This window comes from Nostoc sp. C96, assembly GCF_059384975.1.
Map to the genome: position 1 here is coordinate 6,315,748 of NZ_CM182020.1, position 24,540 is coordinate 6,340,287.

The window sequence follows — 24,540 nt, forward strand, 5'->3', positions numbered from 1 at the left end:
GGAGTAGGAAGGCAAAAGGCAAAAATCAAAAGGTAAAAGTCAAAAGAAATTTAGTTTTTTACCTTTTCACTTTTTGCTTGATTTCTACCAAATCCCAAATTAGGCTTGCGGTTAGTACTGAAAACTTCCAAAAAATTTAATTTTTGCGCTTGAACTTGAGATTCCTAGGCCTGTCCTGGGAATCATTATTTTTAAGACAATCTTAAATTGAAATTTTTTGAGTGTTTAGTTCTAATCAGGTGTATACATTTTCCAATGAGAACAGTTGTAAAAACTCCAGTTAAAACTGATCAAAATATTCCCGCAAAGGATAGTAAGCTTCCACAGGAAAGCGGTAGTAATACTCCCATTGTGCAGTTACGCTCTGTGACAAAAACATATAACAATGGCTGTGATGGATTGTTAGATGTGAGTTTAGAGGTTAAACCGAAAGAATTCTTGTTTGTTACAGGGCCAAGCGGTTCTGGTAAATCAACACTTTTGAAACTTTTATATGGTGAAGAGTTACCGACTCAGGGAGAAGTGATTGTTAATGACTGCAATGTAACAGATTTGCGGGGAGATCGCTTATCACTGTTACGGCGACGGATTGGCATTGTCTTTCAAGATTACAAACTCATTCCCCAAAGAACTGTAGCAGAAAATGTGACATTTGTACTGCAAGCACAAGGTTACACTCGCAAAGAAATTCAGCGACGTTTAGAACCGACTTTAAAGCTGGTGGGTTTACTGTCTAAAGCTGACTGTTTTCCCGATCAGCTTTCGGGGGGAGAGCAACAACGGGTGAGTGTTGCAAGGGCGATAGTAGGGACACCACCATTACTTTTAGCTGATGAACCCACAGGAAACCTCGACCCAGACAATTCTTGGCAAGTGATCCAAATTCTGCAAAAGTTAAATTCTTTTGGGGCTACAGTTATTGTGACCACCCACGATGAACAACTGGTGCGTCGGTGCAATCATCCTGTGGTGCAAGTTCGTAATGGCAGACTGTATCGGAAATGAAGTCTGAAGTGTAAAGTCTGAAGTCTGAAAATTACAGCAGAATTTGGCTAATAGTTCAAAACTTGAGACTTTTGGGTTTGGACTTTTAACTTGACTGGTTGTAAAGGCGTAGCTGTACTGGATGGTAGATTCTTTAGCTTATCTAAGATTTGTAAACTCTCAAAAGCCACCTCTCGAATGATCGTTTCTTCCTCTTTAGTTAAAAGAAGTTGCAAACATTGGACAACTTCTTGCTGTAGCGCCGCATTAACTGGTTGACGAGAGACAAATTTAGTAATACGGCGTACAGCTATTAATCGTTTTAATGGGTCTTGTTCGGTTAAGTTGAGTAACAACTGCTCAAAGATGTCTGGTTCTTGATTGGAATAACGGCTGAGAATTTGCCAAAGCAGTAAAACTAACGTGAATAAAGTTCCCAAGCCTTGCAAAATCGCACCAGTCGCCATCCACGGGCTGTGATAGTCAACCCAAATAGCAGCTGCCATATAAGTGCTAATAGTCGCCAGGCCACCACTACCGACAGCTAAGACTAACCGACGATTTGGCCCTTGGAGAAATTTCTGAATTTCTACCCAACGTAGTTGCCAGTTCCATTGTTGGGTTGAGTAGGTAATTAGCATCACCCCAACACCAACAACAAGAGCTAATAGCAGTTTCCAGTTCCATAACAGCATGGCAATGACGATTGTCAGTAAGCCAAGAATGCCTCCTGAACTGGAAAAAGGCTTGAAATTTTGCTGCTTGGAACTTCCTGGCAAAAATGCTGGAAGTGACCAGTTGGGTATCTGGTTAATTAGTTGCTGCAAAGAAAACGAAGCCTTTGCCACAGTATTTACCTAATTTGTTTACGAGATTTTCTAATATATCTTTTACCAGGGATTAGGCACATGATGAAGTCAAAATTACTGATTATTGATAAGTCTATATGACAAGTTTTGAGTTAAGTGGCTTACCTGTACCTCATACATCAAGTAGGAAACAGGAAATCGACTAAAGACAAAAACGAAAATCGTCGATGGTGAATTGACCGTCAAACGCACAGAAAGTCACAAAATGAATGTTTTTGGCTGTGACAGACAATAAAGTGTTCGGGGGTACGGCTGAGTCAGAATTGGCGAGATTTGCACCCGGAAGCACCGTTTGGTTGAGAAGTTGCCGATCGCCATCATAGGCAGACATTACTAGCCGTTGCGAACTAGTAACATAGGCACTAACGTAGTTGACTGGATTGACAAAACTCGCTTCGAGAAATCCGCCTTTTGGTGAACCCATCAATACTATCTGACCAGAATGGGTGGGAAATGCCGGGTTTGAAGGTTGTATGGCAATCGAATTGCGGAAAGTTACACCCCAACGCTCATACTGAGTCTCTACAGATTCAAAACATTTTAAATCTTCTAAGTTTAAACACACACAAATAGGGATACCGACTTTGGCTGTTTCTAGAGTTTCTGCTAACTGTCCCCGCCAAGCTGAAGCTATATGCACATCGCAGTTTTCCAGTACATCTTTAAAATCTGCCAACGCTGGTGCTTTATCCGATTGAAGAGTAGCCTGCTTTACCACAACACCCCGCCTTACCATTACCTAGAGAACGATTTAGATAAGTAATTATATCTAAAGCTGTTTTTGCTGAACGCAGAATCGTTGTTAATCTTAGGTATTTCAACTATTCTGGAAGCTCAAAACTTTACGTGAGTTTTCTGATAGATTACCATAAAAAACTAATGACCCTTATATGACTAAAGTAATACAAGCTACTTAGTTAAAGCCTTTTGCTAAAGTGTTTCCAGGCAAATACACGGCAAATGAGAGACAAAAAAATCACTGAATCTTTACACGTAAGCCAGTGATTTTACATCTGCTTAATCTGGCAGAGGCTAGAGGTGGAAAAATGAGGGTTTGCTAATAATAGCAATAGAGAATTTCTAAGAAATCTCATTAAAGTACGGGTTGTTAGGGGTAAAGCGAGTGTTAGTTCCACTCAATAACGTGATTTATTCATAAATTAACGACAAATATATATGTTTCAGCCACAGGGATTTGAGCAAAGCTCAATCATCACATCGCTAGGAAGAATGGTATATTACACTGCCACTGGCTCACTTTGGCAAAATAAAGCGATCGCCAAATCAGAAGCAGAAACTTTAGTATTTCTACATGGTTTTGGCGGTGGGTCTTCTGCTTATGAGTGGTCGAAGGTTTATCCAGCTTTTGCTAGTGAATATCGCATTCTCGCCCCAGATTTAATCGGGTGGGGTAAATCAGAACATCCAGTGCGGAATTACCAAATTGAAGATTATTTAACGACGATTCGGGAATTTTTGCAGCAAACTTGTACAGCACCAGTGACAGTAATCGCTTCTTCCTTAACCGCGGCGTTGACAATTCGCGTAGCGATCTCTCATCCTGAATTATTCAAGTCTTTAATTCTCACCACACCCGCTGGACTATCTGATTTTGGCACAGACTACTCCCGCAGTTTTTTTGCTCAGTTGGTCAGTGTGCCAATTATTGACCGTGTACTCTACAGTACTGGTATTGCTACAGAAGCAGGGATTCGCAGTTTTTTAGAGCAAAGACAATTTGCTCAAGCTAGTCGAGTCTATCAAGAAATTGCTGAAGCTTATCTCCAGTCTGCCCAGCAGCCTAATGCTGAATATGCAGCACTATCTTTTGTGCGGGGTGACTTATGCTTTGATTTGTCGCTGCATATTCAACAGCTGACCACTCCCACTGCGATTATTTGGGGGCAGAAATCCCAATTTACTGGCCCCGACATCGGTCGTCGTTTGGCACAGATAAACCCCCAAGCAATTCGCGTATTTCAAGAATTAGACGATGTAGGATTAACACCCCAGTTGGAACTACCAGCAGTCACTATTGGATTAATTCGCCAGTTTTTGCCTTTAGTCAATGGTCAAGGGTCAATTGACTGAACAATATGAAGTGTAAAGTATGTAGACTTAAAGGCTCTGTCCATTAATGGATAATTCACACTTCATACTAGCCTGCGGCAAGCCGCTACGCGTCTACACACTTCATACTTCAGTTGTCTATTTTTCTTGCACGCGCACATCAATCACAGTGGCGTTGAAGTTGTAGTTATAGCCTTCTAACTCAAAAGGCATACCAATTTTGACTTTACTGTTACCTAAAACTGGGCCACTTTCCGTGACTTGAGCTTTACCTTCCAAAGTTAACAGCATATCTGTACTGAAATTGTTACTTCTAGGATCTGGTAATTCTTTCACAGAACCATCTGGTTGAGTTGCAGTCACTGTTCTTGGTAGCAGTTGCACAGATTTAATCCCAATTTGACCGTAAGGCTGATTGCGGATAATGACGTTAGTTTTACCGCCTTTTTTAAATCCATTGTCAAATAAGCGTTCAGGGTCACGCACATTCAAACCCCGCACAGCTAAATCTACCTCAATGGGGACAGTTTTTGACCCAACTTGGGCGACAGAACCAGAGGTTCCAGGAAAAATGAAAATTCCCACTATGACTAGCAGAATGACGAGTGCAGCGCCTAAATCAAGAATATTGATTTTCCCGAACAAGCGACCTTTGGAATCAAAAATAGCCATAAAAACTTTTCCTATATACAAACAAAGTATTTGATTTTAGCAACAAAGTTGATCAGGGACACGGCAGATTTTCCCACTGAAGCCAGACTGAAAAATGGCTGGGCGTATAGTCTTGCGACAGTGTATCACGAGTTGAAAAAATCGGCGTACAGTCGGCAATCCCATATACCTGATGAAAACTTGCTGCTATGTGTCGTCTTTAAATACACAATTTAGGTTTTCAAGCTAAGTAGATAGGACTTACGCATTGACAGAAAAGCCAAAATAACGGGTGGAGTTTTCAAGGCTAATAGCTAGATTTTTCAATGAGATTTTAGCGATCGCACTCAATTAAAGGTGATTGATAAGAGCCTGAAACAACGTATTTACGTTAATGCACAAGATAGTTATTTTGTACAGTGCGTAAGTCCTAGTAGAGTGTTTATTATTATGTGTGAATTCTGAATTCTGACTCCTCAATTCTGCTGTAAATACTTCACCTGCGGCGTGCGACTTTCTTTCAAACCTAATCCCCAATCCCATACCTACCAGGAAAGGAGAGTAATACTCAAAGCCTCTCTCCCGGTGCGGGGAGAAGTTGCGTGCGGGGGTTTCCCCCGTTGAGCAAACTTCGGAGGGTTCCCCCTGTTGTAGCAACTGGCGTGAGAGGTTTGGAGAGGGGTTTTAAGAATAAGTCACATCACAATACCTCTAGGGATAATATGGGCGATCGCATCCGTAGTCATAAGATGAATCCCCAGAGAGTGAATCCCCAGAGAGTGATTAGTACTCATCATCCCTAAGAACAAAGCCAGATTCTCTGCTGAGAAACCCGGAAAGCTGCTTGATCAGCCCCCTAAGGCGATTAAATTTATGTTCTAATTGCGTATCGAAAGTATGTATTCGGTAGTCGTAGTGTTCCTTTTTGGCAGTGTACTCAGTTAGGTGAACATCAAGATTTTTCTCAATCGTGTACAGCCGTCCATTAACGCTGTCCTTAAGCTGGTCAACCGCAGATAAAACATTTGTCTCAACTCTTGTAATCCTGGCGTTGATATTAGACTCAACCTGAGCAAGCCGATAAACAGCGCCAAACAACATAAACAAGAGAGAAAAAACAGTCAAAGCATTATTAATATCAATTTTCATACTTATTCTGGTGGTACTCGGCTTGTCATGGAGCCATCAGGCATAAATTCAAAAGGCATAAAGGATTGATTAGCCATTTGATTCCATTCGCTAACAGCAGATGCCAAAGGTAAACTTTCTGTAGGAATCGACTGTAAAACAACATTCCACAGCAATTTCAAATCATCAAGATTGAAATCTTGGCGATTAGTAACACCTAAAGTAATCGCTAAAGTTTCAAGTCTACGTACAGCGTCTTTATCAACTGCATCAGAAATGAACTGATTATAAGCAGCATTACTCTGCATACTTCTATTAAATTCCGCCCAATTAATTAGGGGAATGGGTTCAGCTTGCAGAATTTCAGATACTAAAATAATCTGCCCATCCTGTAATCTATATTTTTCAGGATTTGAGCTTAACTCCTGCCATTTCTCATCACTAATTTGAATAGCAGTATTAGGAATCAAGCTATTGATGGCATCATTAAAAAAGCCATCAATTTTATTATTGGAATCAAAATTCACAAAATAAGACATATCAAATTCCTATAGCAAAAACTCTAAAACTAGCAATTGTTGTATTGGTAGTATTCATTAAGATTCTCGCTGTTACTTTGGTGTTAGTTAACCCCTCAAATTGAACACCATTAGCGCTATTGTTTGACCCAGCTTGCAAGCATCCAACAACGTGATACACAGTATTAAACGCTATTGGAAAAGTAACATTAAATGTGTAGGAAGTCCCGCTATTGAATGCCTGACTTGGGGCTGTATATGTTTGCCACTGCAAGATTAGCCCATTGGGTAATTTTATCCACCCAGCATTAGCTCCTAATGATTGACTCGCGCCTAGATTAGCCCAAGCAATAGCAGCATCAGCCAAGTCACTCAGGTTATTATCTTTTTGTAGTGCTGTAGTGCTGGGGTTAGTTAAAGGCATATTATGTTAGTTCTCGTACTAAGGCGTTACCGTTGACAGCATCCCAAATACCAGAAATTGCGCCAGTGTAGTTAAATGGAATTTCGTAATAGCCGCCAGCGGCCAATATCGCTACAAATGCACTTGTTGAAGCAGTCGCACCAAATTCTATATAAAGATTAGCAGTGCTTTTATTCCAAATTGTGCCACCTTTTCTACTACTGTTAGAAGCCAAGATTGTAATACTAGTAGCAGATGAGTTAACGCTACTTGGTGTAGAGGTACTACTAGTTGGTGTGCTTACCGTTACAACTGAGGGATTAGATAAAGGCATTTATGAAATACACTCCTATCTTCTATATTTTTTGTTAACTCAAACTTCGTTCTTGAGCTTTCCTAGTTCTAAAAGCAAAGTTTGTCTCAATAAGTCTGGAGGTATAACCATGCTTTTTTCATCAATACTAATGTCCCAATTTTGGCTATCACGTTTAAGCTTGATTGTTCTAGATAAATAATCGAAAGTAGCATAAACTCCAAAAATTGATATTTCTGTTGGTGGAACAATTTTGACTTTCAATGACGACTGAACACCACTATCCAAATAAGTATCAAGTTCTTTTTGAAATTGCCCGGTCAAAGCATTAATAGCCGTTTCCTCAGCTTTCTGTCTGTCACTATTAATAATTTCAGCTTTGGCTTGATTCGCTTGCCACGCTGAATTGATGGCTTCTTCAATATTGAATTGAGGTAAAATAATTTCCATTTTTCTCTATTAATTGGGTGAGTTGTCTGCACCGGGTTTTTTGAGGAGTTCTAAAATAATTTCCTCAAAATTAATTGGTTTGGTTTCAGTCCACAAATCTATCCGTTCATCCTTACGGATGTACCTTTTACCGTTGATAGGTATACCGGAACCAGATGCACCAGGAACACGGTATTGATTCATGATCGTGAAATAAGCGGGGTAAATTCTCCCTGGCTGCTTGATGTAAGTCCCGCTAACATCCTCGGTTCTGTCTTCAGAAATTGTGGGTTTTTTGGTGATATTTCCTTTGCCCAGTGCGGCGAGTGCGCGTAGTCTATCTTCCGCTTCATCTCCGGTTTGCCCGAAACAGGCCATACCTCGCCCGTTGTCCAGTACGGTAAACGCTCGATATCGCCCATACATGTAGCCATTAGCACCGCCACAGGCTAATTTTATGCGTTCCCAATCAAGCTTGGCAGGGTCGATTTCAGGTACTACATAGGTTCCGCTAACGAGTCGGTCTTGCCCATTTCGTTTTGTCCAGGGTGGAGTTTTAACACTGAAAAATTGCACAATCAGCGTTAGGCTTCGGGGTTTAGCCCGCAGATATTCATCTACAGGAGAACCCACGAAAGTTCCAATATCCTTGTACTCCATCAACTGGTAATTGGTCAGCGTTTGCACAATCACCGGCTTGAGTGCTTCTTGTGGGCCTGCCAGAATAATCCTTTGGTCGTCAATGCTGCGGTCTGGCTGAATCTCAACGTATTTTGTTTTACCCATTGGGGGTAGCTGCTGTTGCTTGAGTTTTTCAGCTGCTAGGTAAGACTCAACAGAGTTGGCGACAACATAACCAGCCTCTACGCAACCGTCCCAGGCTTCCTCCAAAAATTCCTCTACAAAATTTCGTAAGAAAGTATTGGGGATAGATTCAACAGCATTATCCATTGCGATTGCAAACGACCAGGGTTTACTGTTCTCTGCACCCCAAGCCTTAACTGCTTTAGCCGCTTTGTCACCAAACAGTCGGTTAACTAAACCAACGTTTGATTTAACAAACTTGCGAAGATTTTTAAAACCCCAAAGTAGTAGTGATTGAACTCCACTAATGAAGGTGTACCGCACTAAGTTAGCCAAATTAGACAGAAATTCTTCAGCCAATTCTTCTACTACATTTTCTAAAACGTAAGCCCCTAAAGGCTCGTTGAATGCCATGATGGTAGCTCCTGGTAGAACTCCGCACCCCAAATAACCAATTAAATTTCCCAAAGTTCCACCCAGCATTCCGCCCAAAGCATCCCAGGATTGCTGAATTTGCTGGTCAATTGTCTTGTCAGACATATTCCAGTCGAAAGTCCAAATGAACTGGAGTGTACTAGTAAACAGGCTCCACAAGCCCGTAAGGGTAAAACTAATTAGACCGCCAACATTTGCAATTAAAAAACCAACTAATCTACTGCCAGCATTCCAAAGCCAACCTAAAATGTTGCCGTTATCGTCTTGCTGTTTATCCTCAAATGAGTTCTTGAAAACTCTTTCCCCAATAGAAGAGCGAGTTTGTCGAGATTCTAAAGCCGATTCAACAATGTCTGCTAACCCCATAATTCCTCCAATTTGACTTGCAAATTGGCATCTGGAGTCACGCCGATATAACGGGCACGACGGCGACTGGTTTTGTAAACTTCAAAATCTCGAAAGTAAACTGAACGCTCTTGGAAGTCTTGGGGAATGGGTGCTTCAAAAATCACGGAAGTAGGAGAAGGGTAGACCCTTATAGCATTCCCAGTTTGGTCACTGTTTGCAGTCTTGTAACGGGGACGAATGAGAACGTAGCTAGAAAGTTTAGTCCAATCGTTACAAATAAACGATGCTCGGATGGTGGCGTTTGCGCCAGTGGCAGTTACAGGGAATTTAATCCACTGCTTTTTGATAGCTTCCACTGTGCCAAGGTTATTCCAAACGCCAATATCATCCGAAATAGTCGTCATCGTTGCTGCGTTCCTCTATTAACTGGTCGTACTCCCCACCCTCACAGTATTCTTCTAGTTCATCCTCGGTCACAACTTCTAAAATGCCACTCCCAGCACGGGCTACAAACGCAAAATCAGGATTACGATCCGCGAAATCTTGCCAGCCGATCGGGAGGGTTCCATGCAGATAGTTGTAAAACCAAGGATGTCCAGGCAGAATTAACCCAGATTTAGTTTCAATTGGCAGCATCATTAGCCGTTGTTAGCTGGCGCACTAGCTAAAATCTTCTCCTCAGACAGAATGTCATAGCCTGCTTCAGATGCGTCACCTTGACTGTCAGTAGAAAAGAAACTGGAGAATGTAGACCCATTAGGTAACAGTATTGCAGCACGTCCAGGGTAAGGAATTGAAGCACCACTTACAAGCTTGTTACGTTCAGCATCAGTAGTGATAGTTGTCGAGTTCTTCAAACCCAACGCAGCACCGTAAGACTCGAAATCGGTTTTATTCATGGGGAAGCAATACAAACTACCATCGCTTAATTCAGCAATTGCCGTTAAGCTTTGCCTGGGTGAATTTGGAGCGCGTAAACTTACGCCTGTGCGACTTTTTGATAGAGTCCAGCCTGCTGCTTGAGCCAATCCAATATTGTTATATCCACAGAACGTGCTAACAGATTGCTGTTGTCCAGCCGCAGCCCCAGTTTTTTTCAAAACTCTAGGGGGATTAGGTGCTTTAGCACCAATTATTTTCAGTCTCCCAGCTGCAACGGCGTTTGGCTGTACGTGACCTAAAGCTGTTACATCTGCTGCTGTGACACCTGGAAGGGAAGCTAAATCTTTTGGTTTAAAACCAAAGTACATCAAGTCGTTAATGGTTACAAAAACGAGGTTTGACCGTTTTTTACCACGAGTATAAGAAGACATAAATAACTGAATCTCTGTTTGTTTAATCAACGTTATTCGCCTCTGTTTGCTAGTAGCAACAGCAAGAACACATAGACAGAGACTAGAAAAATCTAAGTCACAATAGGCACTTTTAACTAACCTATGAAAGTTTAATTAGCAGTTATGATTTAACAATTAATTTTCAAAAACGGCATTTAGACCCCTAGGGGTCTAAAAAAAGACGACACTTTAATTAGCAAGAAAAAAACGCTTCAAAAAGCGATTATCAACGATGGAATTAATTATTTATCCATTGCTCTGTACGACGAGCAAGCGCACTATGCGTAGACGTTGGCGAAAAAAGAATTATGGTGTCAAACAACCGTATCGCTACGTACCCCAATACAGACTTATCAAACGCTTGATGCAAGAATTGGGATATACCGAGGTACAAGTGCGCCAACAAATATTTAACGAAAGACTTTGGCTACTACGTGAAGATTGGGGTGAGAATGCAATTACAAAAGCTGATGTGTAAATTAAGTACTTTCACTTGTATCTGCACCAATTTCTCGAATTTTTGGTCTTTGATTTAGAGGGCGACTATAAGGATGCAAATTATCAGTTATCCCCGGTTTAGCGATAAACCCTGATTCGGCACTTTCTACGAATTCGTCCCAGTCACTCTTTTTAGGTGGTGGCGGTGGCGCGTCTGGGTTGTTTGGGTTTGGCGGTGGCGGAGTTTTAGCCAAAGTATCAACCGCACTTGAAAGTTTTACCGCACCTTCAAGAATGTCTTTGATTTTGGTTAATGGGCTACTTGTGCCAATATTCCGAAAATTAGCAGCCCTGTACATAGCAGCCATTTCTAATATTGGTGCAATTAAATCATTTAGGTCGTTCTTGTCGTCATTATCCCAGCCTTTAACTTTAACTTCCCCAGGCTTGAGCATTTTATCTAGTTGAGACTCCCCAGGAACAAAAGTAAACGGTATTTGACGCTCAATCTGTTTACCTTTGTATCCGAGAAATTCTGCATTAGCAGCCCCATAATCCCTAGCCAAAATAGCTGATTGTTTAGCACTTCCCGCTTCAATCATGGCATTTACAGTTGCCACTAAATTAGCGGCTGATTCGCTTCGCAATACTAATAACAACCCTACTATTTCAGCAACTGCTTCAGCTAGATTTGGTATCGTGACCGTTTGCTGTTGATCACCCTGTTGAGTAAGGTCTGCATCTTTAATTTTTATCTCTTGTGGAAATTGCCCAAATTGAGCATTGGTTTGAATAACAGAGTAAGCAATATATTGAGCTAGACTGTCTATTTGTCGTGTCCCACTATTTTTCTTAACTAAACTATTTGGCACAGAAGCGGGTAACGGGCCAATTCTTTTTAATATCAATCTTAGCAGTTGGTCATTATTAGAATCATTGTTGCATTGACACATACATTCACAATCTTTCGGCGGCGGCGGTGGTGGGTCGTAATTTTCTAGTTTTTTGGCACTAGTTTGATATTCATCTACTTCTATAGAATACCCACTTCCATAGTAAGAAATGCCAGAAAAATCTTCAGAGTAGCCATCAATTGAAATTTGCCTACCTTCAAAATAAGATGGCACTTCTACAGGAAATATGGAGCTATCATAACTAAAAAAAGAATACTCTGTTTTAATCGTATTCCTTTTACTTTCTAAAATTAAATCATCTTCAGTATTAATGATTCTGGCGTATTGATTAATATATTGAGATGCCATAGCAGCAAAATAATTGCTACTACTTTCTACTTCTATACGCGGATAAACGGAAGCACCAACCGCGTAATAAACTTTAAAGCTTCCTGAAGCATTAGCGCTAAATTCTGCCGTTTTATCTTCATAATCGCTTGGCAGTGTTCCATCTAGATTGTTGATGTGGTTTTCAATTATAGGGATGCTCCATACACCTTGAGCGTATGCAACATTCATTTTAAAGCTATATTGAAAATTAAATGTTATGGAACAATTAGCAATAACATTTGTATCTAAATAAATATCAGTTTGAATGGGATATTGAATATTGATAACATCAACTTGATAGACTTCTTCCACCAATCCAATTGGCAAAGAAAAATTGCTAATAACGCCATCGTTATAACCATATTGCAAAGATTTATAAGTAATATAAAGCCCAGGCTCAACGATAGACTGATCCTCGTAATTATCTAAATTTGGATTATGTGGTGGTAGCTGTGGCGGTAAACGACATTCACCAGGAAATCTGTAAATAAATTGATAAATTGGTAGTTTTATAAAACCTAGTGATGGTGCAAATTGAATACCAATATTGCACTCATCCTGCACTTTTGATAATCCAAAATCTACAAAATCTCTTGTGAAAGGATTACCACCACAAAACGGACTATCCGGCCAGCGACCGCAATCAAATGGACTAACCGCGCCGCCAGGAGTAGCGTAAAAACCGCCGCCTACCGGGAATACTCCTGGTAATGGCGAATCTGCTTCCTGTGGCGGTTGCCAGCCGTCATTCTCTGGGGGTCTACGCTGTCGCGGTTGTTTCTGTTGGCGAACCATTGGTAAATCTCACAATCAAACCATAAGAGTCATTGTGTAAGCGTTGATATTTATCGCGCATTACTTCTAAATCAGTTTTACCTACAATGCGATAAGGCATTTTAAAATCAGCTTCATCATTCATATTTAAAATAATTCAATTCCAGAAACAACTGAATTTGAACTTGAAATTGCAGTAATTACACCTTTGTAATTAATTTCTTGGGTTGAATATTGAAAAATTCCGTAAGGTTTTAATACAATTCCTCTGCCTATAAATGGTAATGTTCCTAAGTCCAAATAAATGTTGATGTCTGATTCATTAGAAATGATTACATTTTTTCTGTTTGGGTTTGCATCAAGCACGATGCAAACTTCATTGTTTACAGTTTTATTAAAAGGAACAGAATTATTGATTGGTGTGGGATTGTCGTCAATACAAATTTCTTTAATATAGCTCCCATGAATCGTTACAGTGTCGCCAGATTGAAGCAGCCCCCATCCTGCATCTTTTAGCTGTACTCCTAATCTGCCGTTCTTACCTAATTCAATGGCTAAATTTTGAGTATACAAGTCCATAATGTTGTACACCCTGTAAGGATACCCCGCAGGATTTAATAAGCTGATTGACCCTACTGGATACCAATTAATAGAATCTTCCGATACTAATAAATCTAATTGCTTTCTGGCTGAACTCCACTCTGTATTTAGTGATTTGTACAAAGCTTGCGTATTGCTATCCTCTAGCGTGATGTCTGGTAAATTAGCTTCTGGTAGGCTGCTAATTTTGACATAAGCCTTGAGGTTTTTTACAAAGATATTTTCACTGATAACTGTTCCGGTATCAACGCTGAAATCATTGTCAGTAAAAATAGGGTAAACATTGGAATTACTATTAACATCTAACTTCAGAACAATTGGTTTGGCTTCATTGATAGTAGATATCGCCATGATGTTTTTTTAAGGTCATATTTGATTGTTCCCAGAAAAGTAATTTTGGTTTTACTGGGCTGACAATATGACAATTATCAATTGGGCGTATCTTCCAGTTTTATGTAAAAGCGGTAGTTGCGCTGAGGACGTGAAACTATTGCTATGGATAGTATTGGCTTACTTTTAGCTATTAGCTAAAAAACAAAATATTCCGATTTAACTTATCACCTTGGCTAAACCGGAATATGAAAAGAGGAGATTTTACAATGAAAAATAATAGGTGTGGGCAAGCATCTATTCTGACTGACGCTGAATATTCTAAGTTACGACGACAGTTAAAAACTCAGAAATATAAACTGCTTTTAGATTTGGCATGGTACACCGGGGAACGTTGGGGGGCAATTGTTCAACTTCGGGTGAGTGATGTTTATAACGCTGATGGTTCACCACGAGAAGCTATTACTTTTCGTTCGTCAACTCGCAAGCGTCGGCCTGATGGCAGTAGAGAAACTCGCCAAGTTCCTGTACATCCGGTTTTAGCTGAATCACTTGCTAGTTACAAGCCGGGTGATAGCTTGTGGCTGTTCCCCAGCCGGGACGGCCAAAAGTGTGTGACTTGGCGTAATGCCTATGACATTTTGCAGCGTGCCTGTGAAAAAGCTGGTTTTGCGGCTAAGGGTATCAGCACTCACTCAACCCGCCGGACGTTTATCACCAAGCTGCATCGTAACGGTACAAGTCCTTACACGATTAAGAAAATTACGGGACACCGTGATTTTAAGGCTTTGGAACGTTACATCGATATTGACGCTGACCAAATCAAAGGAGCGATCGCCACACTATGAACCGTGAACTATTCAAAAAAATCGAAGAATTGTATGTTCGGGCTGTTCTCGCAGACTGGCATCCTCATGATTTAGCCAAAGCACTAGAGGAGATGGCCAACATGGCCTGGGATGAAGTTGATGAACTTTACCCACAGTCAATGCTTCCGTGACACAATAGCAGCTAAATAACTCTACTGAGTAACATCTAACTGTGCGATCGCACCACTTCAAGGCGATCGCATTTTTTATCCTCTACAATCAAGCTGAAATATTCATTTTTTGCGATCGCTCTTTACCGTGTTCATGCGATGGCTTCGCCAACGCCAAGGGCGAACGCATTTTTCATTGAGACTTAATGCTATCTACTAGCAATAAAATTTTTGCTTTTAAACACTTTTCATGGATGAAGCAACGAAAAATCAATACTTTCAGCATGGACAGCAGCTTCTTGAAAAATGGCGATCGCCCAAACTACCTTATTGAGAATGCTTGACACTAGGAATATAGGAGACTTAGCGCCAGGAGCGAATGAGTTTTTCAATCTCCGCAGGGGTTTGACCATCAGCTATGGCCTCCTCGATGGCCAATTTGCGATCGCGTGCAGCTGGTGAACTGACCGAACCAATGTAGCGGCGGTGTAATTTTCTCCCCTCCATCCACATATAGCGGTAATACCAATATTTATTACCAGAACGCTCAACCCAGTATTTTTCTACCCAGTGGTTATCGTGTTGGGGAGCAGATTTTTTTGTATGAAATTTGACTAAGTTATTAGTATTCGCACTTTCTTCAGTGATGCTGGTTACTTGCTCCCCAACACTTTCACACGGAGACATTGCATTTACATACTTGAGCAATTCAGGATATTTGTTCTGCCATTGCTTCCAGGCATATTCATATTGTTCGAGTGTTTGGTAATCGTCTGGGTCTGGTGGTTCTTGAGTTTCGTCGTAGTTGGTAAACGCTTCCAGGTTGAACAGAGTTAGCTGATTCATAACTCACCCCAAGCTTCCCAGTAACGCCACTCCAAGCAGTTGATTAACCAGCCTGGAGGATTAAATATTTGCTCCGCGGCGCTGCGGATTTTGTAAACGCCAATGGCGGCCAGTACATCATCAAGGGAGTAATTAAAGATTTTGGCGGGTTTCTCTGGGTGATAAAAAATACCTGCCTCAGAACAAACTGCGAGTATCTCCCCTTTCGCGGCTGCACTAGTAGAAGAATTGCTGCTGCTGTTAACCTCGTCTTCGACTGATTGCGGGTTTGAGGGTTGTGAAGTGAAATTTTCTTGACGGTTTTGATAATTTTTTTTCGGCTTGAGCCATTCCAGAGGTCTTGTAACTATTCGGACAATTCGCCACGTAAATTGTTTGACTAGCTGCACTACTCGCAGTTCAATAAGTTGGGCTAGGGCATTTTTGAGGGTTGGTCTGGTGTAACCTTTGCCCCGGTGTTTAGTTACCCATTCGTTGAATTCGGCTAAGTCTGGTTCTGTTTCTTCAGCGATTCCCTGGCGTACTAGCCACTGCCACAGAAGTTTGGCCGCGGGGACAATTTTATTTTCTAGGCAGAATGCGTCGTGTTGCTCCGTCCACTGGGAGTTTTGTAATTTGGTATTTCCTGGCATAATTCTTTTAGGTAGAAACAAGCCACTCCGCGCGGGGTGGTTTTTAGTTTTTAAAAATTGATGGGTGTTTTACCAAGTCCACCAAATTGGTTCTGGTTCGTAGTCTTTCGGTGAGGTGTGGTCAAGGTGGCACAGTCCATCTTCTTCGTCGTAGTCTACGTTTGTCCCAAATTCCCGGTGAGGATTGTAAGGGCAGGTTGAACACCTTAGCTCGAAAACGGGTGGATTATCACAGAGTTTGGCGTTGCCGCGTCTGCGTAAGTGTTTACATTTGGTCATTGGTCATTAGTCGTTAGTCATTAGTCAACTGCGATCGCACACAGAAAACAGCACCAACGCGATCGCATTAAAAAACCGTCCTCACCTCATAGGCAAAGACGGTTTAATCTTCTTGCTCTTGGCTCATAATTGCTTGTATCTCAGTCCTAAGAGCAGCTACGTTATCAACAAATTTTTTCTTAGTTTCAATTGATTCTTCTAACCGCGCCTTCAGTCTCCCTTGATGTGCGTCCACATATTCCAGGTGTTGCTGCTCAATCTCCAGAAGACGCTCTAAGACTTTAGCAAAGTTTGGGTGTCCTTCTGCGAAGAACTGGCTAATCCAATTTTGGCACGCAACGCATCCCTCATAATCTGGGAACGAGTTGTATCCATTTGCTTCGCTATTGGCTCCAGTTTGTCCCACTCCTCCTTGTCCGCCCAAAAAGTCACTCTGTAAGGATTTTTCAGTTCGTTTGGTCTTACCATGCTTGGTTTCCATAACATATTTCTCTCTATTGTATGAACAAAATGGTTTTGTGTGAACAAAACTACTAACAGGCTTGACAGTTATATTCATACATTATAAATTGAAAAAGTTAGATATGAACAAAACAAATCGCTCCCCCCTCACCCTTGCTTAATGCCCGTGAGGGCAAAATCAGGAGCCACCACCGCAGCACTAGGCGAATTGCCACCGCAGCGGAAACAACCTAAAACTCACAATTCACACAGAAATTCTTTGGTGCTTCACACTTCACAGTTGCACCTATACAGTCATGTCCTTTAGTTGGAGGTATTTTTAGACGCAAAACTCACATACAAGTAACCGAAAATTATAGGTTTTCCACTGTTCGCCAGTGTTATACCTCACTGGCGATTCCTTGATAATCAGCTTTTGTAAATCGTTCCGTTCACACCAGCACAAGCGTTTGTGTTTAGTTTGTGCTGGCTTTTTTAGGAAAAATATATGAGCTACCGTACTGAGATTAGACCGTGGGCAATTTTCAACTGTCGCTTATCGGGTAATATCTGCGTTGCCAGATTTCGTACCCGTTCTGATGCCGATGCTTATATGACTATTCTGCGCCAGCTATCCCCTAGCGGGAATTTTGAGGTGGTTTTTGATCAACTTGTTGAGGTTAAAGGATAGCCGCCATTGCAAAAGGCGATTGCACTCAGGAAATGCGAATCGCCTTTGATTGAAATTGCCACTTCTTGACAAGTAAAAAATATCACATTGCTATGGAAATCAAAAGCATTACATACGAGCGAGTTCTCAACCTGGGAAATTACGAAAACAAGAAATTGCAACTGTTTGCGGAAGTGATAGAGGGGGATGACGTAGAAGAGTCCATCTCGCGTGTTATGGAAACGGTCGAGCGCAAAATCCGTGAAGAACAAGAAATTGGACTTGTTGCCCGAATCAGGACATTAGAGACGAAGGCCAGTAATCTCAGGCAAGAAATTTCCTACCTTGAAGAGAAGCTGGGAGAACTTAAAAATCAACAAGATAATTTGACCGGGATAGAGCCGGATAGTGATGCTTCCCTTGGTGGTTTCTAACGCCCATTTTTGATGCGATCGCAGTGAGGAGAATGAAGCCGCTGCGATCGCGATTTGTACCACACCAAATTTACCATGATCATTTCTGTGCCAACAATATACAGCTGTCACTTACCGTCTGGTGGCTGGCTAAATTTAGCCCTAGTTCGTCAACTAGAAATTGATGAAGGCATCGCCAGAATCACTTGGTCAAATGGCAACATTCAAAATTTCCAATTTCCCGAAGACGTAGACGCAATCGCCCAAGCTTGGCAAGAAGCTGCTGCAAGAGGACAACATGATGACCAAACATGACACCTGGGTAAAACTCAAACCCGGAAATCCTTACGAACCAATCTTAGAACTGTTCCCCGATGGCATGATTCCCATGCGTGACCCGTTCCCAATGGAACGACCAACCGGGCCAAACAAAGAACAAATTGCCCTGTGGATTGTGGATTTAGAAAGACTTAGTAGTATTCAAATTCAATCCATTGCCCGACTCATCGCCAGCGCCAGGAATGCTGATGTGAATGAAGTTGCCGCTGAAGCTGCTGAACGTAACGGCTTTGCTATGAGTGAGGTTTGGGTTGAATCCATGCAGTGCTGGGAGGAAGGTTTCGCCCGTGCTAAAGAACTCGCTGATTTTCTCGAAACCGCACCACCACCCGGAACGCCCGAAGGTCGAAAAGCTTGGGCCGATTTTGCCGATGACCAGTATGAGCGATGGATTTACGGCGATGAGGAACCGCCAGCAATCAACAGCATTGAGGACATTGACCCCAGGTTAAGAACACCTGAACTAGAACAAGCTTTTCAGAGCCTCCAAGTTGAGCAACAACTTTCTAATTACTCAATTCTTGATGTACTAACCGGACGGGCAATGGTCGATATTCTCAACAACACTAACCCTAATAACACCTATTCAATTATTGACTGGGGTGAAGAAGATTACGAGGACGATGAAGTTTATGAGTGATATCAAATTTATCGTTTATCACGATTTAAACCATGAAGATAAACACGGTTTTTCTAGTCCTAGTTTTCAACCTGGAGAACAAACTTTAGTAGTTCGTGAACAAATTATTCCTGGGGCTTTTGGTTATCCAGATATGTTTATCCGCCACATCAATATAATTTTTCAGCAACAAGCTTATCTCATAGTTAGCATGACTGATTATGAGCTAGACGATATTAAAAGATTAGAAATTACTACTGGTGGCTTGAACTTTTTACGACAGCAATAACCGCCTGATGATGGCTACTTGACTCAGTAGCCGAAACGCTGGCATCACTGCCAGCGTCGCGGGTTGAGTCCAAATCAATTCCGCCCCAAGTTGTTAGGAAGTGGGGAGTTAAAGATGAATCGCACACCTTTGGGTGTGTTGGCATTTTCAAGCGCACCTTTCCTAATAACTACTGGGTTATAAACCCAGCGTTAAGAGTGAATCGCGCCCCTAATCTGTGGGGTGTTAGGAGGATTCGAGCGTCAAATCTGGGTCTTTTAACTTATCCGTAGTGCCAATACGGAAGCCAAATAAACTCCAATTTATTCGCGGAACCATGACAATTAAATCGATTACAACCTTGGGGGTTGATGTTAGTAAATCAAGCATCACTTGTCATATTTTATCACAATACCCCATAGGAGGTTTAAAGAACTATTGGCAGAAAAATAGAAATAAATCTAACAATTTATTTCCTAGTTTTTACTCTAGTCCTAAACCTAAAAGCAATCAAAAATCAGCGTATGATTTTGTTAATTACATCAAGACTCATCAGCCCGATGTTGCCATTTTAGAACCGACAGGAAATCATTACTCTAGGTTATGGTCAAGGATTCTTGAAACTTTAGGAGTTAAAATTCTCTGGGTTGGTCACATCGAATTACGCCGCTATCGTGGTGGTAAAAACCTGCCGAATAAATCAGATGCAGCTGACGCGCTGGCGATGGCTGCTTATGGTTTAGACCAGGAAAATTATTTAGAAACTGGTGAATTAAACCCACGCCAATTTTTAATGCACCGCCCACAGGTAATAGACCAACTGCGGGAACTTGTACAGCAACTCGAACACCTTAACCGTGTTCAATCTCCAATCATCAACTACAACCGTCAGGTTTTGGCTTGGCAATTCCCAGAAAAAGCTCATAGCGATTCTAGAAGTACAAAACCTGGAAATGTGCCGCCGCTTTGGGGTTGGTTAGCAGAACGTGAACCGGAAGTATACCCGCAAAGTTACAAGTCGCTCACCAAACAGTACCAGGAGTCAGTAGCAGTAGAATTTGGTTTTACAATTGACCCTATTACCCGACTGCACGCTGATTGGCTTTGTGACATTGATCTAGAAGAACAACGCCTGGAGTCAGAGCTAAAACTGTTAATCAATAATGAACAGTTCAAAGCCTACAATCAAATTTTTGATCAGTTTGGCTTTGGTTTGAGGATTCGGGCAAGGTTGCTGAGTCGCATTTACCCGTTTGAAGCATTTCTAACTGACGGTAAACCGTTAATTGAAAGGGAAGTGCGGGAAGTGAAGCGTAAAGAAGTTAGCCGTGAAAATGGTAAATCTGTAGTTAAGTTTCTCCCTGGCGATGTGAAGCGAGTTAAACGTAATCGCTCAAGGGATGCTTTTAAACTGCGGCTAGGTATGGGTACTGTTCTGGAGCAATCCGGGGACAAGTTAGTTGAAAAAGGTTCTGGTAGTGCTTTATGTAGAAAAAACTTCTGGCAACACGTCATCACCAAAATTGAAGTTGATGGTCGCTTGCCCAATACACCAATTGGTGATGAAATTACCCTTTACAAAAACACGCTCAAAAACAACGTTGATGCTTCTGGTAGGCAACTGCTTAACGGTAAGCACTTGCAATCCAAACTCAGTTCTAAGGTTGCCAATATTTTGTTTAGAGAGTTGTTGAGAGCGATCGCCAGTTCATGATCATAAATAGCTGATGCTCAACCCCACTCTATCAAAGTGGGGTTTTCAAGTCTTACGTAGGTTGCCTAGAGTGAAAATGCAACTTCAAAAGCTGTAATTTCGTCTCATATTTTGTCTTAATTATTTTCGCTTGTCCCGAAACTATTATCAGAAATGCTTATGATGACTTGGAAAGGTTTTGCAGCAAATTATCGTCAGTGGCGACGTAGTTGGTTATACCCAATAATTTCGGTGGTGGTCGCCCTGAGTTTGTGTCTGAGTACTCCCTCACCTGGACGAGCTATAGATTTATTACCGCTGTTGTTCCAAGGAGCGCAAATACTTCAGCTATCTAATATATCCGATCGCCAAGAAGTGGAACTGGGTAAACAGATGAATGATGAACTCAAAAATGGGGAAATTCGTCTGTACCGAAATGAAGCAGTGAATCGTTATGTGCAGGAAATTGGTCAAAAATTAGCAGCCAATAGCGATCGCCCCAATCTTCCCTATACTTTTCAGGTAGTAGAAGATAATTCTGTGAATGCTTTTGCCACTACTGGGGGTTTTGTTTATATCAACACTGGGTTACTCAAAACTGCCGACAATGAAGCAGAACTAGCCAGTGTGATGGCTCATGAAATTGGTCACATTGGTGGTAAGCACTTAGTTAAACAAATGCGACAAAGAGCGCTTGCTAGTGGGGTGGCTACAGCCGCAGGTTTAGACCGGAATCAAGCGGTAGCTATTGGTGTGGACTTAGCCCTCAACCGTCCTCGTAGTCGTCAAGATGAGTTTGATGCTGATAAAAGAGGTTTAAGAACTTTAACAAGAGCAGGCTATGCCCAATCAGGTATGGTTTCCTTTATGCAAAAGCTGTTGAAAAGTGGTTCTGGCCCAACGTTCTTGAGTACACACCCGGCTACAAGCGATCGCATTACTAATCTCAAACGTGCAATTAACGCTCAACCTAGTAGTAGGCGTGATGGCTTAGATAATGCTGCTTATCGAGCTAATATCCGACCGTTAGTTTAGTTTTATTTTATTGTGCAATCAACAACCAAACACTATGCTCGCTGCGGATGGCGGCGAGCTTTGATTTGGGAAGGCTCAACCGTAACTACCCCATCTTCTAAAGCTAAGGTACGCACACAATCTTGAAAAACATTCACTTGATAAATTAGCTGATTGGTAATATCTAATCCAGTTAACCAACCACTGCGGGGATGATAGGCTCCGGTATCTATATCTAGCCAGCCTCTACCTTCGGCTAGTTTACCGGGAGTAACGTTTGGTAAAGTAAAAGTGATAGTATGCCCAACAATAATGAGCTTATCAGGAAAATACGGCTTTTCTATCCCGTGAAATTCGTCTCTAATCCAGCAAAACTGATCGGCCGTTTGTTCGGCTAAAGGCATATTAGGGTTTAATCCGGCGTGAGTTAACCAAATGTCACCCAAATCGAGATAAGTGGGCAGCGCTTGAAACCAATCTAAATGGTCTTGGGGAACAGTAGATGTTTGGTAACTGCTGAGGGTTGCTTGTCCGCCGCTGTATAGCCAGGCTTGCATAGCTGGTGGAGGAACATTTTTTTGGGTGAGAATATTCAATAACATCTGCTCGTGGTTGCCTAGCAGACAGGGATAATTATTCTGTTTGACAAAGTTAACTACATGGTAGCTGTGGGGGCCGCGATCAATTAAGTCGCCGAGAAAATAAACTTGATCATTTGATGTTGGTGCGATCGCCTCTAACAGAGTCATCAAGCCTTCATAATGGCCATGCACATCCCCAATAACTATTCGCCGTTGCCTAGTTTCGCTCATCTGCTTTTAACTGGAATAAAATCAGTTTAATATTTTTGCTACAGTATAAGCGCTGGTTATTCCGTAAATAAAGATAAATATTACTTGAGTAAATTTAAATTTTATTTGAAGTCTTATCTGTATCAAACACGCTACATCTGCAAACACACGTTATAGCAGGAGGTGAGGTAGCCCCCGTCTTGGCGGTTCCCGTCGATGGGGGACTGCCGAACCCGAAGGGCAGGAAGCAGGACGCAGCAAGAAAAGTCTTATTATTCCTGGCATTCCAGCTTTCCAATTCTCCTAACATATCTGATATCATGTCCGGCAAATCAGTTATTATTCAACACATCTGTGCAGAAAGACAAAATTCTTTCTCCCCCTGCTCCCTGCTCCCTGCCCCCTGCGGTTTTGATGATAAGTCTTTTACCGGACATGATATGACTACCGCCATAACACTAAAAAGTTGCTTTACATTAGCTTAAAATTTAGGCTGTTGTGTTTATTTAGTTTGCCCAATGTCTGAACAATTTTCTCCCGAAATTAGCTCACGCATCTGCACTCACATGAACGAAGATCATGCTGAAGCGGTACTACTATATGCAAAAGCTTTTGCTAGTGTCACAGAGGCGACAGCCGCCCAAATGCTATCAATTGATGCCCAAGGTATGGATTTAAGCGCACAAGTAAATGGAGAAACGACACCAGTGCGTATCCAATTTGACCATGTTTTAGCTGATGCAGAAGATGCCCATCAAACCTTGATTGCGATGGTAAGACAGGCGCGGGTGACAGGTGACAGGTGATATCGTGTCCGTTAAAAGACTTATCATCAAGACCGCAGGGTGCAGGGGGAGGAAAAGTTTTGTCTTTCTGCACAGATATCCTGAATCATAACTAATTTGTCGGATATGACAGAGTTAAAAGTTTTGTGCAGTTGTTTTAATTACCTTGGTTATGGCAAAAATTATTTATTCAATCAATTCGCTTTGTAATAACCAAAAACCGCTGTAAGTCATCCCAGAATCATCGGGTTGAATTAACAAAAAGTGTAATCCTCGACTTTGTTGTTTACGCTGTTCATAAACTTTGGCGGCGGCGGTGACTTCAGCATCTTCAAAGGTGGCTAATACCCATCTATCAACCAAACCGGCTTCTAAAATTAAACCATCGGGCGCACCAGCTATGTAATTTAAAGCTACAGGTTTGGCTGTGGCTAACCAACGTGCCAAACGCATAGATTGCCTACCGCCATAAATTACTACACCAGGAACGGGTGTTGTTGAAGCTAAACCCAGATTTATAGGTGTAAGAAATTCTGGCATAGATAAGATAGGAATAGGGCGATCGCTAAATTCCGTTTCTAAATCCCCAGCTGCTAAAGTTGCAAACCGCCACTGTTCACCCCAAAGATTTTCCGGTAATGGTAAGGGTGCAGGTTTTTCTAAACTAAAACCTGCTTGTCTTTCTTCTAACCACTGTTTTAATGCAACAGTCCTGCGGGTTGCTTCTACTGCAATACCTAAATTGCGTCCGGCTGTTTCAATTAAACTTAACGACTGTGGCCGAAACACTTGTATTAAATCTGGTAATTCTTCAGTTGCGGCTTGTTGGATTTGAGCAGTTACCCAATTTGAATTTGCCTCTGACTGCAAACAGGTAGCTATATACTCAAAACTACGATTTGCATCACAAATCAACAACTCCCACAATACTTGTCCAGATGTATCTTGTTGCGAACTCCGATAAAAATCAGCTTGCCATATACGCATATTAGTTAATAGCTCAGATTACACATAATAATGAAGTATTATGAAGTGACAAAAAAAGGGGTGGTTAACCCAC

General features: G+C 41.6%; 36 protein-coding genes. 14 read left to right on the forward strand and 22 right to left on the reverse strand.

The window, feature by feature from the left end:
* Window positions 1-255 precede the first annotated feature (255 nt).
* Window positions 256-1,005 carry a cell division ATP-binding protein FtsE gene (ftsE, locus tag AC504W_RS26925; RefSeq protein ID WP_494875296.1) on the forward strand — a complete coding sequence of 250 codons (750 nt, stop codon included), beginning with the start codon at window positions 256-258 and terminating at the stop codon, window positions 1,003-1,005.
* A gap of 47 nt (window positions 1,006-1,052) precedes the next feature.
* On the opposite strand, the gene AC504W_RS26930 is transcribed toward ftsE, so the two are convergent.
* Window positions 1,053-1,832: a hypothetical protein gene (locus tag AC504W_RS26930; protein WP_494875298.1), complete on the reverse strand. Its 780-nt coding sequence runs from the start codon at window positions 1,830-1,832 to the stop codon at window positions 1,053-1,055.
* 163 nt (window positions 1,833-1,995) lie between these two features.
* Complete coding sequence (locus AC504W_RS26935; protein WP_494875300.1) at window positions 1,996-2,589, reverse strand: hypothetical protein; 594 nt, start codon at window positions 2,587-2,589, stop codon at window positions 1,996-1,998.
* 440 nt (window positions 2,590-3,029) lie between these two features.
* Between AC504W_RS26935 and AC504W_RS26940 the strand changes: the two genes are divergently transcribed.
* Window positions 3,030-3,944, forward strand: a complete 915-nt coding sequence (locus AC504W_RS26940) for an alpha/beta fold hydrolase (RefSeq protein ID WP_494875302.1) — start codon at window positions 3,030-3,032, stop codon at window positions 3,942-3,944.
* A gap of 117 nt (window positions 3,945-4,061) precedes the next feature.
* Here the strand turns inward: AC504W_RS26940 and AC504W_RS26945 are convergent, their stop codons facing one another.
* The 10 genes from AC504W_RS26945 to AC504W_RS26990 form a co-directional block, all read right to left on the reverse strand.
* The gene (locus AC504W_RS26945; RefSeq protein ID WP_103125247.1) at window positions 4,062-4,595 is read right to left on the reverse strand and encodes a DUF4330 domain-containing protein; all 534 of its coding nucleotides are present in this window, start codon (window positions 4,593-4,595) and stop codon (window positions 4,062-4,064) included.
* Window positions 4,596-5,357: 762 nt separating this feature from the next.
* Window positions 5,358-5,723 carry a hypothetical protein gene (locus AC504W_RS26950; RefSeq protein WP_494875304.1) on the reverse strand — a complete coding sequence of 122 codons (366 nt, stop codon included), beginning with the start codon at window positions 5,721-5,723 and terminating at the stop codon, window positions 5,358-5,360.
* A gap of 2 nt (window positions 5,724-5,725) precedes the next feature.
* Window positions 5,726-6,241: a hypothetical protein gene (locus AC504W_RS26955; protein ID WP_494875306.1), complete on the reverse strand. Its 516-nt coding sequence runs from the start codon at window positions 6,239-6,241 to the stop codon at window positions 5,726-5,728.
* A gap of 1 nt (window position 6,242) precedes the next feature.
* Window positions 6,243-6,644 carry a gp53-like domain-containing protein gene (locus AC504W_RS26960; protein ID WP_494875308.1) on the reverse strand — a complete coding sequence of 134 codons (402 nt, stop codon included), beginning with the start codon at window positions 6,642-6,644 and terminating at the stop codon, window positions 6,243-6,245.
* A gap of 1 nt (window position 6,645) precedes the next feature.
* On the reverse strand, window positions 6,646-6,957 hold the full coding sequence (locus AC504W_RS26965) for a hypothetical protein (protein ID WP_494875310.1): 312 nt from the start codon (window positions 6,955-6,957) through the stop codon (window positions 6,646-6,648).
* Between the two features lie 39 nt (window positions 6,958-6,996).
* Window positions 6,997-7,386 carry a hypothetical protein gene (locus tag AC504W_RS26970; RefSeq protein ID WP_494875312.1) on the reverse strand — a complete coding sequence of 130 codons (390 nt, stop codon included), beginning with the start codon at window positions 7,384-7,386 and terminating at the stop codon, window positions 6,997-6,999.
* A 9-nt stretch (window positions 7,387-7,395) separates the two neighbouring features.
* A complete protein-coding gene (locus AC504W_RS26975) occupies window positions 7,396-8,970 on the reverse strand; it encodes a hypothetical protein (protein ID WP_494875314.1) in 1,575 nt (524 codons plus the stop codon).
* Window positions 8,961-9,356, reverse strand: coding sequence for a hypothetical protein (locus tag AC504W_RS26980; RefSeq protein ID WP_494875316.1), 396 nt, complete (start codon window positions 9,354-9,356; stop codon window positions 8,961-8,963). The genes AC504W_RS26975 and AC504W_RS26980 overlap by 10 nt, the downstream gene beginning before the upstream one ends.
* On the reverse strand, window positions 9,337-9,591 hold the full coding sequence (locus AC504W_RS26985) for a hypothetical protein (RefSeq protein WP_494875318.1): 255 nt from the start codon (window positions 9,589-9,591) through the stop codon (window positions 9,337-9,339). The genes AC504W_RS26980 and AC504W_RS26985 overlap by 20 nt, the downstream gene beginning before the upstream one ends.
* A complete protein-coding gene (locus AC504W_RS26990; RefSeq protein WP_494875320.1) occupies window positions 9,591-10,265 on the reverse strand; it encodes a hypothetical protein in 675 nt (224 codons plus the stop codon). The genes AC504W_RS26985 and AC504W_RS26990 overlap by 1 nt, the downstream gene beginning before the upstream one ends.
* A gap of 301 nt (window positions 10,266-10,566) precedes the next feature.
* On the opposite strand from AC504W_RS26990, the gene AC504W_RS26995 reads away from it, so the two are divergent.
* Window positions 10,567-10,764, forward strand: coding sequence for a hypothetical protein (locus tag AC504W_RS26995; protein WP_494875322.1), 198 nt, complete (start codon window positions 10,567-10,569; stop codon window positions 10,762-10,764).
* 1 nt (window position 10,765) lies between these two features.
* Here the strand turns inward: AC504W_RS26995 and AC504W_RS27000 are convergent, their stop codons facing one another.
* From AC504W_RS27000 to AC504W_RS27010, 3 genes are read right to left on the reverse strand one after another with little or no spacing between them, the layout of a single operon-like run.
* Window positions 10,766-12,802 carry a hypothetical protein gene (locus AC504W_RS27000; RefSeq protein ID WP_494879491.1) on the reverse strand — a complete coding sequence of 679 codons (2,037 nt, stop codon included), beginning with the start codon at window positions 12,800-12,802 and terminating at the stop codon, window positions 10,766-10,768.
* Entirely contained in the window at window positions 12,768-12,926 is a 159-nt protein-coding gene (locus tag AC504W_RS27005) for a hypothetical protein (RefSeq protein WP_494875325.1), read from the reverse strand. The genes AC504W_RS27000 and AC504W_RS27005 overlap by 35 nt, the downstream gene beginning before the upstream one ends.
* Before the next feature lie 2 nt (window positions 12,927-12,928).
* Entirely contained in the window at window positions 12,929-13,732 is an 804-nt protein-coding gene (locus AC504W_RS27010) for a hypothetical protein (RefSeq protein WP_494875326.1), read from the reverse strand.
* A gap of 248 nt (window positions 13,733-13,980) precedes the next feature.
* Between AC504W_RS27010 and AC504W_RS27015 the strand changes: the two genes are divergently transcribed.
* Genes AC504W_RS27015 through AC504W_RS27025 form a run of 3 tightly spaced genes read left to right on the forward strand, consistent with a single transcriptional unit; the run spans window position 13,981 to window position 14,890 of the window.
* The gene (locus tag AC504W_RS27015; RefSeq protein ID WP_494875328.1) at window positions 13,981-14,559 is read left to right on the forward strand and encodes a tyrosine-type recombinase/integrase; all 579 of its coding nucleotides are present in this window, start codon (window positions 13,981-13,983) and stop codon (window positions 14,557-14,559) included.
* Complete coding sequence (locus AC504W_RS27020; RefSeq protein WP_494875329.1) at window positions 14,556-14,711, forward strand: hypothetical protein; 156 nt, start codon at window positions 14,556-14,558, stop codon at window positions 14,709-14,711. The genes AC504W_RS27015 and AC504W_RS27020 overlap by 4 nt, the downstream gene beginning before the upstream one ends.
* Window positions 14,712-14,752: 41 nt before the next feature.
* Window positions 14,753-14,890 carry a hypothetical protein gene (locus tag AC504W_RS27025; protein ID WP_494875330.1) on the forward strand — a complete coding sequence of 46 codons (138 nt, stop codon included), beginning with the start codon at window positions 14,753-14,755 and terminating at the stop codon, window positions 14,888-14,890.
* A 163-nt stretch (window positions 14,891-15,053) separates the two neighbouring features.
* On the opposite strand, the gene AC504W_RS27030 is transcribed toward AC504W_RS27025, so the two are convergent.
* The 5 genes from AC504W_RS27030 to AC504W_RS27050 form a co-directional block, all read right to left on the reverse strand.
* Complete coding sequence (locus AC504W_RS27030) at window positions 15,054-15,536, reverse strand: hypothetical protein (protein WP_494875331.1); 483 nt, start codon at window positions 15,534-15,536, stop codon at window positions 15,054-15,056.
* Window positions 15,533-16,168: a hypothetical protein gene (locus AC504W_RS27035; protein WP_494875332.1), complete on the reverse strand. Its 636-nt coding sequence runs from the start codon at window positions 16,166-16,168 to the stop codon at window positions 15,533-15,535. Before AC504W_RS27035 ends, AC504W_RS27030 begins: the two co-directional genes overlap by 4 nt.
* A 69-nt stretch (window positions 16,169-16,237) precedes the next feature.
* Window positions 16,238-16,447 carry a hypothetical protein gene (locus AC504W_RS27040; protein WP_494875334.1) on the reverse strand — a complete coding sequence of 70 codons (210 nt, stop codon included), beginning with the start codon at window positions 16,445-16,447 and terminating at the stop codon, window positions 16,238-16,240.
* 103 nt (window positions 16,448-16,550) lie between these two features.
* The gene (locus AC504W_RS27045; RefSeq protein ID WP_494875335.1) at window positions 16,551-16,682 is read right to left on the reverse strand and encodes a hypothetical protein; all 132 of its coding nucleotides are present in this window, start codon (window positions 16,680-16,682) and stop codon (window positions 16,551-16,553) included.
* 38 nt (window positions 16,683-16,720) lie between these two features.
* Complete coding sequence (locus AC504W_RS27050) at window positions 16,721-16,933, reverse strand: ribbon-helix-helix protein, CopG family (protein ID WP_494875336.1); 213 nt, start codon at window positions 16,931-16,933, stop codon at window positions 16,721-16,723.
* 463 nt (window positions 16,934-17,396) lie between these two features.
* On the opposite strand from AC504W_RS27050, the gene AC504W_RS27055 reads away from it, so the two are divergent.
* From AC504W_RS27055 to AC504W_RS27085, 7 genes are all read left to right on the forward strand, one after another.
* Complete coding sequence (locus AC504W_RS27055) at window positions 17,397-17,579, forward strand: hypothetical protein (RefSeq protein WP_096579473.1); 183 nt, start codon at window positions 17,397-17,399, stop codon at window positions 17,577-17,579.
* A 92-nt stretch (window positions 17,580-17,671) separates the two neighbouring features.
* On the forward strand, window positions 17,672-17,992 hold the full coding sequence (locus AC504W_RS27060) for a hypothetical protein (protein WP_494875337.1): 321 nt from the start codon (window positions 17,672-17,674) through the stop codon (window positions 17,990-17,992).
* 87 nt (window positions 17,993-18,079) lie between these two features.
* Window positions 18,080-18,286, forward strand: a complete 207-nt coding sequence (locus tag AC504W_RS27065) for a hypothetical protein (protein ID WP_494875339.1) — start codon at window positions 18,080-18,082, stop codon at window positions 18,284-18,286.
* On the forward strand, window positions 18,270-18,950 hold the full coding sequence (locus AC504W_RS27070) for a hypothetical protein (RefSeq protein WP_494875340.1): 681 nt from the start codon (window positions 18,270-18,272) through the stop codon (window positions 18,948-18,950). The genes AC504W_RS27065 and AC504W_RS27070 overlap by 17 nt, the downstream gene beginning before the upstream one ends.
* Window positions 18,943-19,218 carry a hypothetical protein gene (locus tag AC504W_RS27075; protein ID WP_494875342.1) on the forward strand — a complete coding sequence of 92 codons (276 nt, stop codon included), beginning with the start codon at window positions 18,943-18,945 and terminating at the stop codon, window positions 19,216-19,218. Before AC504W_RS27070 ends, AC504W_RS27075 begins: the two co-directional genes overlap by 8 nt.
* Window positions 19,219-19,534: 316 nt before the next feature.
* Complete coding sequence (locus tag AC504W_RS27080) at window positions 19,535-20,911, forward strand: IS110 family transposase (RefSeq protein WP_494875343.1); 1,377 nt, start codon at window positions 19,535-19,537, stop codon at window positions 20,909-20,911.
* A 159-nt stretch (window positions 20,912-21,070) separates the two neighbouring features.
* Window positions 21,071-21,925 (forward strand): M48 family metallopeptidase, encoded by an 855-nt coding sequence (locus tag AC504W_RS27085; RefSeq protein WP_494875344.1) that lies wholly within the window; start codon window positions 21,071-21,073, stop codon window positions 21,923-21,925.
* A 32-nt stretch (window positions 21,926-21,957) separates the two neighbouring features.
* Here the strand turns inward: AC504W_RS27085 and AC504W_RS27090 are convergent, their stop codons facing one another.
* Entirely contained in the window at window positions 21,958-22,716 is a 759-nt protein-coding gene (locus AC504W_RS27090; protein ID WP_494875345.1) for a metallophosphoesterase family protein, read from the reverse strand.
* Window positions 22,717-23,213: 497 nt separating this feature from the next.
* On the opposite strand from AC504W_RS27090, the gene AC504W_RS27095 reads away from it, so the two are divergent.
* Window positions 23,214-23,501 carry a DUF2470 domain-containing protein gene (locus AC504W_RS27095; RefSeq protein WP_096581593.1) on the forward strand — a complete coding sequence of 96 codons (288 nt, stop codon included), beginning with the start codon at window positions 23,214-23,216 and terminating at the stop codon, window positions 23,499-23,501.
* A 165-nt stretch (window positions 23,502-23,666) separates the two neighbouring features.
* On the opposite strand, the gene AC504W_RS27100 is transcribed toward AC504W_RS27095, so the two are convergent.
* Window positions 23,667-24,467 (reverse strand): Tab2/Atab2 family RNA-binding protein, encoded by an 801-nt coding sequence (locus AC504W_RS27100; RefSeq protein WP_494875346.1) that lies wholly within the window; start codon window positions 24,465-24,467, stop codon window positions 23,667-23,669.
* Window positions 24,468-24,540 lie beyond the last annotated feature (73 nt).